Source organism: Stappia sp. TSB10GB4 (assembly GCF_900185745.1).
Lineage (GTDB): Bacteria > Pseudomonadota > Alphaproteobacteria > Rhizobiales > Stappiaceae > Stappia.
Genome location: NZ_FYAV01000054.1, coordinates 160,566 through 178,483 on the forward strand (window position 1 = coordinate 160,566; position 17,918 = coordinate 178,483).

At 64.2% G+C, this 17,918-nt stretch carries 14 protein-coding genes; all 14 read left to right on the forward strand.

Features of this window, described 5'->3' with window-relative positions:
• The first annotated feature begins 206 nt into the window (after window positions 1-206).
• The 14 genes from rplJ to rpsS all read left to right on the forward strand — a co-directional run bounded on the left by rplJ (window position 207) and on the right by rpsS (window position 17,918).
• Window positions 207-725: a 50S ribosomal protein L10 gene (gene rplJ, locus TSB10GB4_RS14440; protein ID WP_186386442.1), complete on the forward strand. Its 519-nt coding sequence runs from the start codon at window positions 207-209 to the stop codon at window positions 723-725.
• Window positions 726-785: 60 nt separating this feature from the next.
• Window positions 786-1,163 (forward strand): 50S ribosomal protein L7/L12, encoded by a 378-nt coding sequence (gene rplL / locus TSB10GB4_RS14445; protein ID WP_186386443.1) that lies wholly within the window; start codon window positions 786-788, stop codon window positions 1,161-1,163.
• Between the two features lie 203 nt (window positions 1,164-1,366).
• Entirely contained in the window at window positions 1,367-5,509 is a 4,143-nt protein-coding gene (rpoB, locus tag TSB10GB4_RS14450; RefSeq protein WP_186396289.1) for a DNA-directed RNA polymerase subunit beta, read from the forward strand.
• A gap of 104 nt (window positions 5,510-5,613) precedes the next feature.
• Window positions 5,614-9,813: a DNA-directed RNA polymerase subunit beta' gene (gene rpoC, locus TSB10GB4_RS14455; RefSeq protein ID WP_186396290.1), complete on the forward strand. Its 4,200-nt coding sequence runs from the start codon at window positions 5,614-5,616 to the stop codon at window positions 9,811-9,813.
• Window positions 9,814-9,932: 119 nt separating this feature from the next.
• Entirely contained in the window at window positions 9,933-10,232 is a 300-nt protein-coding gene (locus TSB10GB4_RS14460; protein ID WP_186386446.1) for a regulator, read from the forward strand.
• Between the two features lie 741 nt (window positions 10,233-10,973).
• Complete coding sequence (rpsG, locus tag TSB10GB4_RS14465) at window positions 10,974-11,444, forward strand: 30S ribosomal protein S7 (protein ID WP_186386447.1); 471 nt, start codon at window positions 10,974-10,976, stop codon at window positions 11,442-11,444.
• Window positions 11,445-11,467: 23 nt separating this feature from the next.
• Window positions 11,468-13,543, forward strand: coding sequence for an elongation factor G (gene fusA / locus TSB10GB4_RS14470; RefSeq protein WP_186396291.1), 2,076 nt, complete (start codon window positions 11,468-11,470; stop codon window positions 13,541-13,543).
• A 49-nt stretch (window positions 13,544-13,592) separates the two neighbouring features.
• Window positions 13,593-14,768 carry an elongation factor Tu gene (tuf, locus tag TSB10GB4_RS14475; protein WP_186386438.1) on the forward strand — a complete coding sequence of 392 codons (1,176 nt, stop codon included), beginning with the start codon at window positions 13,593-13,595 and terminating at the stop codon, window positions 14,766-14,768.
• Between the two features lie 53 nt (window positions 14,769-14,821).
• Window positions 14,822-15,130: a 30S ribosomal protein S10 gene (rpsJ, locus tag TSB10GB4_RS14480; protein ID WP_067216522.1), complete on the forward strand. Its 309-nt coding sequence runs from the start codon at window positions 14,822-14,824 to the stop codon at window positions 15,128-15,130.
• Between the two features lie 23 nt (window positions 15,131-15,153).
• Window positions 15,154-15,867, forward strand: a complete 714-nt coding sequence (gene rplC / locus TSB10GB4_RS14485; RefSeq protein ID WP_186396292.1) for a 50S ribosomal protein L3 — start codon at window positions 15,154-15,156, stop codon at window positions 15,865-15,867.
• On the forward strand, window positions 15,867-16,487 hold the full coding sequence (gene rplD, locus TSB10GB4_RS14490; RefSeq protein WP_186386450.1) for a 50S ribosomal protein L4: 621 nt from the start codon (window positions 15,867-15,869) through the stop codon (window positions 16,485-16,487). The genes rplC and rplD overlap by 1 nt, the downstream gene beginning before the upstream one ends.
• Window positions 16,484-16,777: a 50S ribosomal protein L23 gene (locus tag TSB10GB4_RS14495; RefSeq protein ID WP_186386451.1), complete on the forward strand. Its 294-nt coding sequence runs from the start codon at window positions 16,484-16,486 to the stop codon at window positions 16,775-16,777. The genes rplD and TSB10GB4_RS14495 overlap by 4 nt, the downstream gene beginning before the upstream one ends.
• A 16-nt stretch (window positions 16,778-16,793) precedes the next feature.
• Complete coding sequence (rplB, locus tag TSB10GB4_RS14500) at window positions 16,794-17,627, forward strand: 50S ribosomal protein L2 (RefSeq protein WP_186386452.1); 834 nt, start codon at window positions 16,794-16,796, stop codon at window positions 17,625-17,627.
• A 12-nt stretch (window positions 17,628-17,639) separates the two neighbouring features.
• Window positions 17,640-17,918: a 30S ribosomal protein S19 gene (gene rpsS, locus TSB10GB4_RS14505; protein WP_067216510.1), complete on the forward strand. Its 279-nt coding sequence runs from the start codon at window positions 17,640-17,642 to the stop codon at window positions 17,916-17,918.

Below are 17,918 nucleotides of genomic sequence, written 5' to 3' on the forward strand. Positions count from 1 at the left end.
GATCGTTTAAGCCCAACGGGCCTGCATAGACGGGTGCGAACCGAAATCACGGCCTAGCCGCCGGTTCGAACCGTTTGTCCTTGCCGCGCCGTCATGGCTCGCGAGGGGGCAGGATCCTCGGTGTTGTCCACCGGTGGTTCCGCAAGGCACCGCCGAGGGGCGGCAGAGACAAACCGGCGGCGCAAGCCGCCAAATGGAGTAGGCAAGTGGAAAGAGCGGAGAAGCGAGAGTTCGTCGCGTCGTTCAACGAGGTGTTGAAGAACACCGGCGTTGTCGTCGTTGCGCACTACGCCGGCCTTTCGGTTGCGGAAATGACGGCCTTCCGGTCGCAGGTCCGTGCCGCCGGAGGTTCGGTCAAGGTCGCCAAGAACCGTCTTGTGAAGCTTGCCCTTCAAGGCACCGAGCTCGAGCACATCTCCGGCCTGTTTGCCGGCCCGACCGTCATCGCCTATTCGGACGATCCGGTCGCCGCCGCCAAGGCCACGGTGGCTTTCGCCAAGACCTCGAACAACCTGGTTGTTCTGGGTGGCGCGCTCGGCACGACCAACCTGAATGCGGACGGGGTCAAGGCGCTTGCCGAGATGCCGTCGCTCGACGAGCTGCGCGCGAAGCTGGTGGGCATGATCCAGACCCCCGCTTCCCGTATCGCCCAGGTTGTCAACGCTCCGGCCGGGCAGCTCGCCCGCGTCTTCGGCGCGTATGCCAAGAAGGACGAAGCCGCATAAGGCGGACCACAATCACACTGTCGAAACCGATCACGGTTCGAACCATAGGGACTTACGAAAATGGCTGATCTCGAGAAGATCGTTGAGGAACTGTCCGCGCTCACCGTCATGGAGGCCGCGGAGCTTTCGAAGATGCTTGAGGAGAAGTGGGGCGTGTCCGCCGCTGCTCCGGTCGCCGTCGCGGCTGTCGCCGGTGGCGCTGCTGCCGCTCCGGCCGAGGAAGAGAAGACGGAGTTCGACGTTGTCCTGGCCGACGCCGGCGACAAGAAGATCAACGTCATCAAGGAAGTGCGCGCGATCACCGGTCTCGGCCTGAAGGAGGCCAAGGACCTGGTCGAGGGCGCTCCGAAGACCGTCAAGGAGGCCGTCTCCAAGGCCGAGGCCGAAGAGCTGAAGAAGAAGCTCGAAGAGGCTGGCGCCAAGGTCGAGCTGAAGTAATCGGGCTTATGCCTGGACACTCCCGGCGCGGTTCGCGCGCCGGGAGTGTAAGTCTGTCGAACCCCGGCGGGACATCCTGACCGGGGTATCAGTCCCTAAAAAGGGGCGGCTGTCCGAAGGGCCGAAAGCGTGGCTGCCATGCTGACGGTTGAGCCGGAACCGGCTTTTCGGAGAGCCGTACCAGATCGAAACGAGGAGCGACAATGGCGCACACGTTCAACGGTCGCAAGCGGGTCCGCAAGGTCTACGGATCGATCCGCGAAGTCGCCGCGATGCCCAATCTCATCGAGGTCCAGAAGGCGTCCTACGACCAGTTCCTGCAAGTCGACAAGCCCGAGGCCGGGCGAGGCGACGAGGGACTGGAGGCGGTGTTCCGCTCCGTCTTTCCGATCTCGGATTTCGCGGGCACGGCGCTGCTCGAATTCGTGTCCTACGAATTCGAGGCGCCGAAGTATGACGTGGAGGAGTGTCGTCAGCGCGGCATGACCTTTGCCGCTCCGCTGAAGGTCACCCTGCGCCTGATCGTGTTCGATGTCGACGAGGACACCGGCGCGAAGTCCGTCAAGGACATCAAGGAGCAGGACGTCTACATGGGCGACATGCCCTTCATGACGGACAACGGCACCTTTGTCGTCAACGGCACCGAGCGCGTCATCGTCTCGCAGATGCACCGCAGCCCCGGCGTGTTCTTCGACCATGACAAGGGCAAGACCCACTCCTCGGGCAAGCTGCTGTTCGCCGCGCGCATCATCCCGTATCGCGGGTCCTGGCTCGACATCGAGTTCGATGCCAAGGACATCGTGCATGCGCGCATCGATCGCCGCCGCAAGATTCCGGTCACGTCGCTGCTGAAGGCCCTCGGCCTCGACGGCGAGGAGATCCTCAACACCTTCTACAAGCGGATCGAGTACACCCGCGACGAGCCGGGCTCCTGGCGCGTTGCGTTTGACGGCGATCGCCTGAAGGGCACCAAGGCGTTCTTCAACCTGATCGACGCCGACAGCGGCGAGATCGTGGTCGAGGCCGGCCGCAAGATCACCGCCCGGACCGTGCGCCAGTTGGCCGACAAGGGCGTGACCGCCCTGAAGGTGATGGACGAGGACCTGCACGGCCAGTATCTGGCCGAGGACATGGTCGACCCGTCCACCGGCGAGATCTACGCCGAAGCCGGCGACGAACTCAACGAGAAGATCCTCGGCGAGTTGGTCGACCGCGGCTATCACGAGATTGCCGTGCTCGACATCGATCACGTGACGACCGGTGCCTATATCCGCAACACGCTCGCCGTCGACAAGAACGAGACGCGCGAGGACGCGCTGTTCGACATCTACCGCGTGATGCGTCCCGGCGAGCCGCCCACCGTCGAGACTGCGGAGGCGATGTTCGCGTCGTTGTTCTTCGATGCGGAGCGCTATGACCTCTCGGCCGTCGGCCGCGTGAAGATGAACATGCGTCTCGACCTGCAGTGCGAGGACACCGTCCGCACGCTGCGCAAGGAGGATATCCTTGCGGTGATCCGCGAGCTGCTGGAGCTGCGCGACGGCCGCGGCGAGATCGACGACATCGACAATCTCGGCAATCGCCGCGTGCGTTCGGTCGGCGAGCTGATGGAGAACCAGTATCGCGTCGGCCTGCTGCGTATGGAGCGGGCCATCAAGGAGCGCATGTCGTCGGTCGAGATCGACACCGTCATGCCGCAGGACCTGATCAACGCCAAGCCGGCGGCTGCCGCCGTGCGCGAGTTCTTCGGTTCCTCGCAGTTGTCGCAGTTCATGGACCAGACCAACCCGCTGTCCGAGGTCACGCACAAGCGTCGCCTCTCGGCGCTTGGCCCGGGCGGCCTGACGCGCGAGCGCGCCGGGTTCGAGGTGCGCGACGTGCACCCGACCCATTACGGCCGTATCTGCCCGATCGAAACGCCGGAAGGCCCGAATATCGGTCTGATCAACTCGCTCGCGACCTTCGCCCGCATCAACAAGTACGGCTTCATCGAGAGCCCGTATCGCAAGGTGAAGGACGGCCAGGTCACGGCCGAAACCGTCTATCTGTCGGCCATGGAAGAGGCGAAGTATCACATCGCCCAGGCCAATGCCGAGATCGACGAGGACGGGCGTTTCGTCTCCGACCTGATCACCTGCCGCCATGCCGGCGAGAACATGCTGCTGCCGCCCGAGCGCGTCGAGTTCATGGACGTGTCGCCGAAGCAGTTGGTGTCGGTTGCCGCCTCGCTCATTCCCTTCCTGGAGAATGACGACGCCAACCGCGCGCTGATGGGCTCGAACATGATGCGTCAGGCCGTGCCGCTGGTGCGCGCCGAGGCGCCGTTCGTCGGCACCGGCATGGAGCCGGTCGTCGCCCGCGACTCGGGTGCGGCGATCGCCGCGCGCCGGTCGGGCGTCGTCGACCAGGTGGATGCGACCCGTATCGTCATCCGGGCGACGGAGGATCTCGATCCGTCCAAGTCGGGCGTCGACATCTACCAGCTCATGAAGTTCCAGCGGTCCAACCAGAACACCTGCATCAACCAGCGTCCGCTGGTGCGGGTGGGCGACGTGATCACCAAGGGCGACATCATCGCCGATGGTCCGTCGACCGACCTGGGCGACCTGGCGCTCGGCCGCAACGTGCGCGTCGCGTTCATGCCGTGGAACGGCTACAACTTCGAGGACTCGATCCTGCTTTCGGAGCGGATCGTGCGCGACGACGTGTTCACCTCCATCCACATCGAGGAATTCGAGGTGATGGCGCGTGACACGAAGCTCGGGCCGGAGGAGATCACCCGCGACATTCCCAACGTCTCGGAAGAGGCGCTGAAGAATCTCGACGAGGCCGGTATCGTCTATATCGGTGCCGAGCTGAAGCCGGGCGACATCCTGGTCGGCAAGATCACGCCGAAGGGCGAGAGCCCGATGACGCCGGAAGAGAAGCTTCTGCGCGCCATCTTCGGCGAGAAGGCCTCCGACGTGCGCGACACGTCGCTGCGTCTGCCGCCGGGGGTCACCGGGACCGTCGTCGAGGTGCGCGTCTTCAACCGCCATGGCGTGGAGAAGGACGAGCGCGCGATGGCGATCGAGCGCGAGGAGATCGAGCGTTTGGCCAAGGACCGCGACGACGAGCAGGCGATCCTCGACCGCAACGTCTATGGCCGCCTGGCCGAGATGCTGCTGGGCAAGGTTGCCGTTGCCGGCCCGAAGCACTTCAAGAAGAACGTCGAGGTTACCGGCGACGTCCTCAACGAGTTCCCGCGCTCGCAGTGGTGGCAGATCGCCGTCGAGGACGAGAAGCTGATGAGCGAGGTCGAGGCACTTCGCGGTCAGTACGACGAGAGCCGCAAGCGGCTCGAGCAGCGCTTCATCGACAAGGTGGAGAAGCTGCAGCGCGGCGACGAACTGCCGCCGGGCGTCATGAAGATGGTGAAGGTCTTCGTCGCTGTGAAGCGCAAGATCCAGCCGGGCGACAAGATGGCCGGCCGTCACGGCAACAAGGGCGTGGTGTCGAAGATCAACCCGATCGAGGACATGCCGTTTCTGGCGAACGGCGACCATGTCGACATCGTGTTGAACCCGCTCGGCGTGCCGAGCCGCATGAATGTCGGTCAGATCCTCGAGACGCATCTCGGCTGGGCCTGCGCCGGCATGGGCAAGAAGATCGGTGACCTGTACGAGGAGTACAAGCGGTCGGGTAAGATCGAGGCGCTCAAGGGCGAGATCGTCGAAGTGTTTGGCGACAACCTGAAGGGCGAACCGGTCAAGGACTACGATGACGAGTCCGTCATCCGCCTGGCCGAGCAGCTCAAGACCGGCGTGCCGATCGCGACCCCGGTGTTCGACGGTGCGCGTGAGCCGGACATCGTCCGCATGCTGGAGCAGGCCGGCTACCAGGGATCGGGCCAGTCAACCCTCTATGACGGTCGTACCGGCGAGGAGTTCGACCGCCAGGTCACCGTGGGCTACATCTACATGCTGAAGCTCCACCACCTGGTCGACGACAAGATCCATGCCCGTTCGATCGGCCCGTACTCGCTCGTGACCCAGCAGCCGCTGGGTGGCAAGGCGCAGTTCGGTGGCCAGCGCTTCGGCGAGATGGAGGTCTGGGCGCTGGAAGCTTACGGCGCCGCCTACACCCTGCAGGAGATGCTGACGGTCAAGTCGGACGACGTCGCGGGCCGTACCAAGGTCTACGAGGCGATCGTGCGCGGCGACGACACGTTCGAGGCAGGCATTCCGGAGAGCTTCAACGTTCTCGTGAAGGAAATGCGCTCGCTCGGACTGAACGTCGAGCTCAGGGAAGACAAGGTACAGTTGCCCGCCGATCCGGGCGTTCCGGCGGTCGATGCGGCGGAGTGATCTCCCGCGTATGACGACCACCGCAGACACACGATGCCGCATTGCCGGAGCGGGGAGCAGGGCACAGGCCCTGCTTCCCTTCCGTGCATTCGAGGAGAGAGCCCATGAATCATGAGGTCATGAACCTGTTCAACCAGCAGGCTCCCGCCCAGACCTTCGACCACATCAAGATCTCGATCGCTAGCCCCGAGAAGATCATGTCGTGGTCCTACGGCGAAATCAAAAAGCCGGAGACGATCAACTACCGCACGTTCAAGCCGGAGCGGGATGGCCTGTTCTGCGCCCGGGTGTTCGGTCCGATCAAGGACTATGAGTGCCTGTGCGGCAAGTACAAGCGGATGAAGTACAAGGGCGTCATCTGCGAGAAGTGCAACGTCGAGGTCACCCTGTCCCGCGTGCGCCGCGAGCGCATGGGCCATATCGAGCTGGCCGCTCCGGTCGCTCATATCTGGTTCCTGAAGTCGCTGCCGTCGCGCATCGGCCTGCTGCTCGACATGACGCTGAAGGATCTCGAGCGCGTCCTGTACTTCGAGTACTACGTGGTTCTGGAGCCGGGCCTGACGCCGCTGAAGCAGAACCAGCTTCTGTCGGAAGAGGACTTCCTGCGCGCCCAGGACGAGTATGGCGAGGACGCCTTCACTGCGATGATCGGCGCGGAAGCGATCCGCGAGATGCTGATGTCGCTCGACCTGGAGAAGGAGCGCGACCAGATCCGCAAGGAGATCGCCGAGGCGACCACCGAGCTGAAGCCGAAGAAGCTCGCCAAGCGTCTCAAGGTCGTGGAGGCCTTCATTGATTCCGGCAACCGTCCGGAGTGGATGATCCTCACCGTGATCCCGGTCATTCCGCCGGACCTGCGTCCCTTGGTGCCGCTGGATGGCGGCCGCTTCGCGACCTCCGACCTCAACGACCTGTACCGCCGCGTCATCAACCGCAACAATCGTCTGCGGCGTCTGATGGAGTTGCGCGCGCCGGACATCATCATCCGCAACGAGAAGCGCATGCTTCAGGAGTCGGTCGATGCGCTGTTCGACAACGGCCGTCGCGGCCGCGTCATCACCGGTGCCAACAAGCGCCCGCTGAAGTCGCTGTCCGACATGCTGAAGGGCAAGCAGGGCCGCTTCCGCCAGAACCTGCTCGGCAAGCGCGTCGACTATTCCGGCCGTTCGGTGATCACCGTCGGTCCGGAGCTGAAGCTCCACCAGTGCGGCCTGCCGAAGAAGATGGCGCTCGAGCTGTTCAAGCCCTTCATCTACTCGCGCCTCGACGCCAAGGGCTTCTCCTCCACGGTGAAGCAGGCGAAGAAGCTGGTGGAGAAGGAGCGTCCGGAAGTCTGGGATATCCTCGACGAGGTGATCCGCGAGCATCCGGTGCTGCTCAACCGCGCGCCGACCCTGCACCGTCTCGGCATCCAGGCCTTCGAGCCGACGCTGATCGAGGGCAAGGCCATCCAGTTGCATCCGCTCGTCTGCGCGGCGTTCAACGCCGACTTCGACGGCGACCAGATGGCCGTGCACGTGCCGCTTTCGCTGGAAGCCCAGCTCGAAGCGCGCACGCTGATGATGTCGACCAACAACATCCTGCACCCGGCCAACGGATCGCCGATCATCGTGCCGTCGCAGGACATCGTTCTCGGCCTCTACTACCTGTCGCTGATTGCCGACGGGGAGCCGGGCGAGGGCATGGTGTTCGGCAATATCGGCGAGCTGCATCATGCGCTCGAGACGAAGGCCGTGACGCTGCACGCGAAGATCCGCGGCCGCGTCCGCGCCGTCGACGCCGAAGGCAACCTGACCAACCGGATCGTGGAGACCACGCCCGGCCGCATGCTGATCGGCGAGCTCCTGCCGCTGCATCACGAGGTGCCCTACGACGTCTGCAACAAGCTGATGACCAAGAAGGACATCAGCCGCATGATCGACGCCGTGTACCGTGCCTGCGGCCAGAAGGAGACGGTGATCTTCTGCGACCGCATCATGGGTCTCGGCTTCAGCCATGCCTGCCGCGCCGGCATCTCGTTCGGCAAGGACGACATGGTCATTCCGGAGACGAAGGCCGGCCTGGTGGACGAGACCGCGGCGCTCGTGAAGGAATACGAGCAGCAGTACAATGACGGCCTGATCACCCAGGGCGAGAAGTACAACAAGGTCGTCGACGCCTGGGCCAAGTGCACCGACCGCGTCGCCGACGAGATGATGAAGCGCATTCAGGCGGTCCAGCGCGACGAGGAGACCGGGCGTCAGAAGCAGATCAATTCGATCTACATGATGTCCCACTCCGGCGCCCGTGGCAGCCCCGCGCAGATGAAGCAGCTTGCCGGCATGCGCGGCCTGATGGCCAAGCCGTCGGGCGAGATCATCGAGACGCCGATCATCTCGAACTTCAAGGAAGGCCTGTCGGTGCTGGAGTACTTCAACTCCACGCACGGTGCCCGTAAGGGTCTGGCCGACACCGCGCTGAAGACGGCGAACTCGGGTTACCTGACCCGTCGTCTCGTCGACGTGGCGCAGGACTCGATCATCCTGGAGACGGATTGCGGTTCGGAGAACGGCATCACCATCCAGGCGATCGTCGATGCCGGCCAGGTCATCGCTTCGCTCGGTCATCGCGTGCTCGGCCGTACCGCGGCCGAGGACGTGCTGAACCATGCGACCGGCGAGCTCATCGTCCCGCGCGGCACCTTGATCGAGGAGAAGGACGTCGAGGCCATCGAGGCCGCCAACGTCCAGATGATCAAGATCCGCTCGGTGCTGACCTGCGAGACCAAGCGCGGCGTCTGCGCGACCTGCTACGGCCGCGACCTGGCGCGTGGCACGCCGGTGAACATGGGCGAGGCTGTCGGCGTCATCGCGGCGCAGTCGATCGGCGAGCCGGGCACCCAGTTGACCATGCGTACCTTCCACATCGGTGGTACGGCGCAGGTGGTGGACCAGTCCTTCATCGAGTCCAACTTCGACGGCACGGTGAAGATCCGCAACCGCAGCGCGGTGCGCGATTCCGACGGAAACCTCGTCGCGATGGCGCGCAACATGGCGGTGGTGATCATCGACGCCGATGGCAACGAGCGTGCGGTGCATCGCATCACCTACGGCTCGAAGCTGCATGTCGACGAGGGCGACGCGGTCAAGCGCGGCCAGCGCATCGCCGAGTGGGATCCCTACACCCGTCCGATCCTTTCCGAGGTCGATGGCGTCGTCGACGCCGAGGACCTGGTCGAGGGCGTGTCGGTGCAGGAAACCACCGACGAGGCGACCGGCATCACCAAGCGCGTCGTCATGGACTGGCGCACGTCGCAGCGCGGCAACGACCTGAAGCCGGCGATCGTCATCAAGGACTCCACCGGCTCGATCAAGAAGCTGCCGCGTGGTGGCGACGCCCGGTCGCTGCTGTCCGTCGATGCGATCCTGTCGGTGCAGATCGGCGCCGAGGTTCAGGCTGGTGACGTGCTGGCGCGTATCCCGATGGAGAGCGCCCGAACCAAGGACATCACCGGCGGTCTGCCGCGTGTGGCCGAACTGTTCGAGGCGCGTCGTCCGAAGGATCACGCGATCATCGCGGAACTGGACGGCACCATCCGCTTCGGTCGCGACTACAAGAACAAGCGGCGCATCATCATCGAGCCGCATGACGAGAGCCTGGAGCCGGTCGAGTACCTCATCCCGAAGGGCAAGCACTTCCATCTGCAGGAAGGCGACACCATCGAGAAGGGTGAGTACATTCTCGACGGCAACCCGGCACCGCACGACATCCTGGCCATTCGCGGCGTGGAGGCGCTGGCCGCCTACCTCGTCAACGAGATCCAGGAGGTCTACCGGTTGCAGGGCGTGGTGATCAACGACAAGCACATCGAGGTGATCGTTCGCCAGATGCTGCAGAAGATCGAGATCAACGATCCGGGCGACACGGAACTGCTGGCCGGCGAGCATGTCGACCGTCTCGATCTCGACGATATCAACGAGCGGGCGATCGACGATGCGCGCAAGCCCGCCTCCGGCGTGCCGGTTCTGCTCGGCATCACCAAGGCGAGCCTGCAGACCCGCTCGTTCATCTCCGCCGCGTCCTTCCAGGAGACCACCCGCGTCCTCACCGAGGCGGCGGTCAACGGCAAGCAGGACGAGCTGGAGGGCCTGAAGGAGAACGTCATCGTCGGCCGTCTGATCCCGGCCGGCACCGGCGGCATGATGACCCGTATCCGCCAGATCGCGCAGCACCGCGACGATCTGATCCTGGAGGCGCGCAAGGCGTCGTCCACCGCGGATCAGGCGGACGCCATGCTGGAGGACCTGACGGGGGCGGGCGAGTAAGCTCCCTCCTCAGGGATCGACTGAAGGGAAGGGCCGCCATCGTGCGGCCCTTTTCCTTTGGCGACTGACAGAGACACGTGCCGGCAACAGGCCTGCGGACAGGTTCAAGGAGAGGCGAGATGGCGCCACACTATCGCGATCAGGCGGATGCCCCGGCCGTCTACATCATCCTCGGGCACGCGCGAGCGGCCGACATGGGCACGCCGGAAGCGGCAGTTCCCGTCAACATCCTGTTGCGGGCGGCGGACGAGGACAGCGCCGTGCGCATCGCCCTGGAGGCGCTGAAGGGGGAGGGGTTCGTGGAGGCCACCCTCGACCAGATCGGCGTCATCCTTGATGAGCCGGATGACCCGACCTTCGAGCAGGCCTATGAGGATGCGCTCGCGGGCGAGGTTGCCGTCATCGCCTATCGCGGTTGAGGTCCGCCGGCGGCGCGGGAGAATCGCCACGGCTCCGCTGTCTCGCCCCCCGGTTCCGGGCGCGAATCCGAACCCTTGGCGACCTGGAGGGTTGAAAAAGGGTAAAGACAGGGTCGCCATGGCGGCGTCGGTCTGCCAGCGGACCTGTCGCTCGCCCGACCCTGGACCGCTGTGCATGAGCCCAGGGCGGCGTTTCGGTCATTTTATTTCGCTACGCGGCGAAATCGGTTTCTTATGTGTCTCGATCTTGGGTGTTGGAGACAGGAAATGCGCGGCGGGCCGGGATTGTCCGGGGCTGGCAAATTCTTCCTCAGCGGACTTGACGCAGGGCGGGCCTGACTGTAGGTTCCGCGCATCCCGAAAGCAGGCGGTAAGCGGCTTTTCGTTCGATGCGACACGCGTTGGACACAGGCCGGCTTAAACGCTGCTGGGATTACGAGGCGAAAAAATATCGTAAGCATGACCGCCTGCGGGTGGTCCTCTCGATTGGCGGCGCCTTTCCCGTTCTGCAACGGGAACAGGCGCGATTCCGTATGTGCTACGGGATCTTCGAACGGTTGGACCCTCGGGGCCGGCCGGAGCGGTCGCCCCGCCTTTCCGTTCGCTCAGGCGGACGGGTGAGAAATTCGCGTTGCGCCGAAGGCGGAACGTAACGGAGTTGGGGCCGGAAACGGTTCCCGTAAGCGCAAGAAAGGCCAGCCCCGGGCTGGTTCTTTGAAAGTCAAGGTCTGAGGATCTGCCATGTCACGCCGTCACAAGGCTGAAAAGCGCGAAATCAATCCCGATCCGAAGTTCGGGGACACCGTCGTCACCAAGTTCATGAATTCGATCATGTACCACGGCAAGAAGTCGGCCGCCGAACGGATCGTCTACGGCGCTTTCGAGGTTATCGAGGGCAAGGTTCGTCAGAACCCGGTCGAGGTGTTCCATGCGGCTCTCGACAATGTCATGCCGCAGGTCGAGGTTCGCTCCCGCCGCGTCGGTGGCGCCACCTATCAGGTGCCGGTCGAGGTCCGTGCGGACCGTCGCCAGGCGCTTGCCATTCGCTGGCTGATCTCTGCAGCCCGCAACCGCAACGAGACGACGATGGTCGATCGTCTGTCCGGCGAGTTGCTGGATGCCGCGAACAACCGCGGTTCCGCCGTCAAGAAGCGCGAAGACACGCACCGCATGGCTGAGGCCAACCGCGCGTTCTCGCACTATCGCTGGTAATCCGGACCGGAGAGGCTGACATCATGTCGCGCACTCACAAGATCGAAGACTACCGCAATTTCGGCATCATGGCCCACATCGATGCGGGCAAGACCACGACGACCGAGCGGATTCTCTTCTACACCGGCAAGAGCCACAAGATCGGCGAAGTCCATGACGGCGCCGCCACGATGGACTGGATGGAGCAGGAGCAGGAGCGTGGCATCACGATCACGTCCGCTGCGACGACGGCCTTCTGGAACAACAAGCGGCTGAACATCATCGATACGCCGGGTCACGTCGACTTCACCATCGAGGTCGAGCGCTCCCTGCGTGTGCTCGACGGTGCGGTGGCGCTGCTTGATGCCAATGCCGGTGTCGAGCCGCAGACCGAGACCGTGTGGCGCCAGGCGGACAAGTATCACGTCCCGCGCATGATCTTCGTCAACAAGATGGACAAGCTTGGCGCGGACTTCTACCGCTGCGTCGAGATGATCAAGACGCGCCTTGGTGCCAAGCCGCTCGTCATGCAGCTCCCGGTGGGTGCCGAGAGCGAGTTTGCCGGTGTTGTCGACCTGATCAAGATGAAGGCGCTGATCTGGCGCGACGAGTCGCTCGGCGCCGCCTGGGACGAGATCGACATCCCCGCGGACCTCGCCGACAAGGCGCAGGAGTATCGCGATCTGATGATCGAGACCGCCGTCGAGGCCGACGAGGCCGCGATGGAGGCCTATCTCGAGGGCGAGGAGCCGACGGTCGAGGGTCTGAAGGCGCTCATCCGCAAGGGCACGGTGAACAGCGAGTTCGTTCCGGTGTTCTGCGGTTCGGCCTTCAAGAACAAGGGCGTGCAGCCGCTGCTCGACGGTGTCGTCGACTACCTGCCGAGCCCGGTCGACGTTCCGGCGATCAAGGGTATCGACCCGAAGACCGAGACCGAGACCAATCGCAAGTCGAGCGACGAAGAGCCGCTCTCCATGCTGGCTTTCAAGATCGCCAACGATCCGTTCGTCGGCTCGCTGACCTTCTGCCGCATCTACTCCGGCGTCCTGACCAAGGGCGTGTCTCTCCAGAACACCGTGAAGGAGAAGAAGGAGCGCGTCGGCCGCATGATGCAGATGCACGCGAATTCGCGTGAGGACATCGAGATCGCCTATGCGGGCGACATCGTCGCGATCGCCGGCCTGAAGGACACGACCACGGGCGACACGCTGTGCGACCCGCTGAAGCCGGTCATCCTGGAGCGCATGGAGTTCCCGGATCCGGTCATCGAGATCGCCGTCGAGCCGAAGACCAAGGGCGACCAGGAGAAGATGGGTCTGGCGCTCAACCGTCTGGCCGCCGAGGATCCGTCCTTCCGCGTCAAGACCGACGAGGAATCCGGCCAGACGATCATCGCCGGCATGGGCGAGCTTCACCTCGACATCATCGTCGATCGCATGAAGCGCGAGTTCAAGGTCGAGGCCAATATCGGCGCGCCGCAGGTGGCCTATCGCGAGACGATCACCCGCCAGGCGGAGATCGACTACACCCACAAGAAGCAGACCGGTGGTACGGGCCAGTTCGCCCGCATCAAGCTGGTGATCGAGCCGAACGACCCGGGTGCCGGCTACGCGTTCCAGAGCACGATCGTGGGTGGTTCGGTCCCGAAGGAGTACATCCCGGGCGTCACCAAGGGTATCGAGAGCGTCATGTCCTCGGGCCCGCTGGCCGGCTTCCCGATGGTCGACATCAAGGCCACCCTCATCGACGGTGCCTACCATGACGTCGACTCCTCGGTCCTGGCGTTCGAGATCGCGGCGCGTGCCGGTTTCCGTGAGGCCATTCAGAAGGCCGCTCCGAAGCTGCTCGAGCCGATCATGAAGGTCGAGGTGGTGACGCCTGAAGACTATATGGGCGATGTCATCGGCGATCTGAACTCCCGTCGTGGCCAGATCACCGGCACCGAGAATCGCGGTGTCGTCACCGCGGTGAACGCCATGGTGCCGCTGGCCAACATGTTCGGCTACGTCAACAACCTGCGCTCGATGTCGCAGGGACGTGCCCAGTACTCGATGGTGTTCGACCACTACGAGCAGGTTCCGCAGGCTGTCGCGCAGGAAGTTCAGGCCAAGTACGCCTGATTGCCGTCACCGCCACATCAACTGAATAAACAAGGTACGGAGAAATCCGATGGCGAAAGCAAAGTTTGAGCGGACGAAGCCGCACGTGAACATTGGCACGATCGGCCACGTCGACCATGGCAAGACGACGCTGACGGCGGCGATCACGAAGTTTTTCGGCGAGTTCAAGGCGTATGACCAGATCGACGCGGCGCCGGAAGAGCGGGCCCGCGGCATCACGATCTCGACGGCGCATGTCGAGTACGAGACGGAAGCGCGTCACTACGCTCACGTGGACTGCCCGGGTCACGCCGACTACGTGAAGAACATGATCACGGGTGCGGCGCAGATGGACGGCGCGATCCTGGTCTGCTCGGCGGCCGACGGCCCGATGCCGCAGACCCGCGAGCACATCCTGCTGGCCCGCCAGGTCGGCGTTCCGGCTCTGGTGGTGTTCCTGAACAAGGTCGACCAGGTGGACGATGCGGAGCTGCTCGAGCTGGTGGAGATGGAAGTGCGCGAGCTGCTTTCGTCCTACGAGTTCCCGGGCGACGACATTCCGATCGTTGCCGGTTCGGCGCTTGCGGCTCTCGAGGGCCGCGACGAGGCGATCGGCGAGACGAAGATCCGCGAGCTGATGGCTGCGGTCGACGACTACATCCCGACGCCGGAGCGTCCGGTGGACATGCCGTTCCTGATGCCGATCGAGGACGTGTTCTCGATCTCGGGCCGCGGCACTGTTGTGACGGGTCGCGTGGAGCGCGGCATCGTGAAGGTTGGCGAGGAAGTCGAGATCGTCGGCATCCGCGACACCCGGAAGACGACGGTGACGGGCGTCGAGATGTTCCGCAAGCTTCTGGACCAGGGCCAGGCCGGCGACAACATCGGCGCGCTGATCCGCGGCGTTGGCCGTGAGGACGTGGAGCGTGGTCAGGTTCTGTGCAAGCCGGGTTCGGTGACGCCGCACACGAAGTTCAAGGCCGAGGCCTACATCCTGACGAAGGAAGAGGGTGGCCGTCACACGCCGTTCTTCACCAACTACCGTCCGCAGTTCTACTTCCGCACGACGGACGTGACGGGTGTGGTGTCGCTGCCGGAAGGCACGGAGATGGTGATGCCGGGCGACAACGTGTCGGTCGAGGTCGAGCTGATCGTGCCGATCGCGATGGAAGAGGGCCTGCGCTTCGCGATCCGCGAAGGCGGCCGTACCGTCGGCGCCGGCGTCGTCGCCTCCATCATCAAGTAACCAACAAGGCGGAACGGATACCCCGTTCCGCCGTCCCGCTCGGGGATTGAGAGATGAACGGTCAGAACATTCGGATCCGTCTCAAGGCGTTCGACCATCGAGTTCTCGATGCGTCGACCCGCGAGATCGTCAACACGGCGAAGCGGACCGGTGCACAAGTGCGCGGCCCGGTGCCGCTGCCCACGCGGATCGAGAAGTACACCGTGCTTCGTGGTCCGCATATCGACAAGAAAAGCCGTGATCAGTTCGAGATGCGCACTCACAAGCGCCTCCTCGACATCGTTGATCCGACGCCGCAGACCGTGGACGCGCTGATGAAGCTCGACCTCGCGGCCGGTGTCGACGTCGAGATCAAGCTGTAAGGCGCTCACAAGGGGACACGCCGATGCGTTCTGGAGTGATCGCACAGAAGGTGGGTATGACGCGCATCTATAACGATGCGGGTGAGCATGTGCCGGTGACGGTGCTGAAGCTCGAAAACTGTCAGGTCGTTGCCCACCGGACGGAAGAGAAGAATGGCTATGTCGCGCTGCAGGTCGGCGCCGGTCTGGCCAAGGTGAAGAATACGTCGAAGGCCATGCGCGGTCATTTCGCCGTTGCCAGCGTCGAGCCGAAGCGCAAGCTCGCCGAGTTCCGCGTCTCCCAGGAGAACGTGATCGAGGTGGGTGCGGAGATCACGGCCGACCATTTCGTCGAGGGCCAGTTCGTGGACGTCACGGGCACCTCGATCGGCAAGGGCTTCGCCGGTGCCATGAAGCGTCACAACTTCGGTGGTCTGCGCGCCTCGCACGGCGTTTCGATCTCGCACCGTTCGCATGGTTCGATTGGTCAGTGCCAGGATCCGGGCAAAGTCTTCAAGGGTAAGAAGATGGCCGGTCACATGGGCGCCGAGCAGGTGACGACGCAGAACCTGAAGATCGTCCGCACCGATCCGGAGCGTGGCCTGATCATGATCCAGGGCGCTGTCCCGGGTTCGAAGGGCGGCTGGATCGTCGTTCGCGACGCCGTCAAGAAGGCCCTGCCGGATGGCGTGCCGACGCCGGGTGCGTTCCGTGCGTCCGCCGCTGCCGCTGCTGCGGTCGAGAAGGAGAGCGAGTGATGGAACTTGAGGTGAAGACCCTCGACGGGGCCGCCGCCGGTTCGATCACGGTGTCGGACGAGATCTTCGGTCTCGACCCGCGCACCGACCTGATCCACCGCGTCGTGCGCTGGCAGCTTGCCAAGCGCCAGGCCGGTACCCACAAGGCGAAGCAGCGCTCGGAAGTCACTGGCTCGACGAAGAAGTTCGTCCGCCAGAAGGGCTCCGGCGGCGCCCGCCACGGCAACAAGAAGGCTCCGCAGTTCCGCGGTGGCGGCAAGGCGCACGGCCCGGTCGTGCGCAGCCACGCCCACGACCTGCCGAAGAAGATCCGCGCGCTCGGCCTGCGCCATGCCCTGTCCGCAAAGGTGAAGGCCGAAGGCCTGATCATCGTGGAGGCGGCGGCGATCGACGAGGCGAAGACGAAGGCGCTTGTCGCTCGCTTCGCCAAGCTGGGCCTGACCAACGCGCTGTTCATCGACGGCAGCGAGCTGGATCGGAATTTCGGCCTGGCGTCGCGCAACATTCCCGCGATCGACGTGCTGCCGGTCGAGGGCATCAATGTCTACGACATCCTGCGTCGTGAGACGCTGGTGCTGACCAAGTCGGCGGTGACGGCTCTCGAGGAGCGGTTCAAATGACCAACCTGAAGCACTATGACACGGTCGTTTCCCCGGTGATCACCGAGAAGGCGACCTTCGCTTCGGAGCAGAACAAGGTCGTGTTCAACGTCTCTTCGACGGCGACCAAGCCCGAGATCAAGGCAGCCGTCGAGGCGCTGTTCGGCGTCAAGGTCACGGCAGTGAACACCCTCGTCCGCAAGGGCAAGGTGAAGCGCTTCCGCGGTCGTATCGGCCAGCAGTCCGACGTCAAGAAGGCGGTCGTGACGCTTGCCGATGGCCAGTCCATCGACGTCACCACCGGACTCTGAGGGCGGAGAAGGAAAGATGGCACTCAAGACCTTTAATCCGACGTCGCCCGGCCGCCGCCAGTTGGTGATGGTCGACCGCTCGACCCTCTACAAGGGCAAGCCGGTCAAGACGCTCACGGAAGGCCTGTCGAAGACGGGCGGCCGCAACAACATGGGCCGCACGACCTCTCCGAACCGGGGTGGTGGACACAAGCGCCGCTACCGTCTGATCGACTTCAAGCGCACGAAGGCGGACATGTTCGCGACCGTCGAGCGCATCGAGTACGATCCGAACCGGACCGCGTTCATCGCCCTCATCAAGTATGAGGACGGCGAGCTGGCCTACATCCTGGCGCCGCAGCGCCTGGCCGTTGGCGACAAGGTCGTCTCGGGCAAGCTGGTCGACGTGAAGCCGGGCAACGCGATGCCGCTGGCGTCGATCCCGGTCGGCACGATCGTGCACAATGTCGAGATGAAGCCGGGCAAGGGCGGTCAGATCGCCCGCTCCGCCGGCGCCTACGCTCAGATCGTCGGCCGCGACCAGGGGTACACCACGGTCCGCCTGCAGTCGGGCGAGCAGCGCCGCATCCTCGGCACCTGCATGGCCTCGATCGGTGCCGTGTCCAACCCGGATCACGGCAACATCAACCTCGGCAAGGCCGGTCGGTCGCGCTGGATGGGTCGTCGTCCGCATGTGCGCGGTGTCGCCATGAACCCGGTCGATCACCCGCATGGTGGTGGCGAGGGCCGCACCTCGGGTGGCCGTCATCCGGTCACCCCGTGGGGCAAGCCGACCAAGGGCAAGCGCACGCGTCGCAACAAGGCCACGGACAAGTTCATCGTCCGCAGCCGCCACGCGCGCAAGAAGTAAGAGGGGCCTGGAATGGCACGTTCTGTTTGGAAAGGCCCGTTCGTCGACGGCTTTCTGCTGAAGAAGGCAGAGAAGGTCCGCGCCTCGGGTCGCAACGAAGTCATCAAGATGTGGAGCCGGCGCTCGACCATCCTGCCGCAGTTCGTCGGTCTGACCTTCGGCGTCTACAATGGTCAGAAGCACGTTCCGGTTCTGGTGTCCGAGGACATGATCGGTCACAAGTTCGGCGAGTTCTCGCCGACCCGGACCTATTACGGCCACGGCGCTGACAAGAAGGCGAAGAGGAAGTAA

Bases quoted from the DNA above. Each gene is read 5' to 3' on its own strand.
- rplL (WP_186386443.1), top strand. From the start codon at position 786: ATGGCTGATCTCGAGAAGATCGTTGAGGAACTGTCCGCGCTCACCGTC.
- rpoB (WP_186396289.1), top strand. From the start codon at position 1,367: ATGGCGCACACGTTCAACGGTCGCAAGCGGGTCCGCAAGGTCTACGGA.
- rpoC (WP_186396290.1), top strand. From the start codon at position 5,614: ATGAATCATGAGGTCATGAACCTGTTCAACCAGCAGGCTCCCGCCCAG.
- TSB10GB4_RS14460 (WP_186386446.1), top strand. From the start codon at position 9,933: ATGGCGCCACACTATCGCGATCAGGCGGATGCCCCGGCCGTCTACATC.
- rpsG (WP_186386447.1), top strand. From the start codon at position 10,974: ATGTCACGCCGTCACAAGGCTGAAAAGCGCGAAATCAATCCCGATCCG.
- fusA (WP_186396291.1), top strand. From the start codon at position 11,468: ATGTCGCGCACTCACAAGATCGAAGACTACCGCAATTTCGGCATCATG.
- tuf (WP_186386438.1), top strand. From the start codon at position 13,593: ATGGCGAAAGCAAAGTTTGAGCGGACGAAGCCGCACGTGAACATTGGC.
- rpsJ (WP_067216522.1), top strand. From the start codon at position 14,822: ATGAACGGTCAGAACATTCGGATCCGTCTCAAGGCGTTCGACCATCGA.
- rplC (WP_186396292.1), top strand. From the start codon at position 15,154: ATGCGTTCTGGAGTGATCGCACAGAAGGTGGGTATGACGCGCATCTAT.
- rplD (WP_186386450.1), top strand. From the start codon at position 15,867: ATGGAACTTGAGGTGAAGACCCTCGACGGGGCCGCCGCCGGTTCGATC.
- TSB10GB4_RS14495 (WP_186386451.1), top strand. From the start codon at position 16,484: ATGACCAACCTGAAGCACTATGACACGGTCGTTTCCCCGGTGATCACC.
- rplB (WP_186386452.1), top strand. From the start codon at position 16,794: ATGGCACTCAAGACCTTTAATCCGACGTCGCCCGGCCGCCGCCAGTTG.
- rpsS (WP_067216510.1), top strand. From the start codon at position 17,640: ATGGCACGTTCTGTTTGGAAAGGCCCGTTCGTCGACGGCTTTCTGCTG.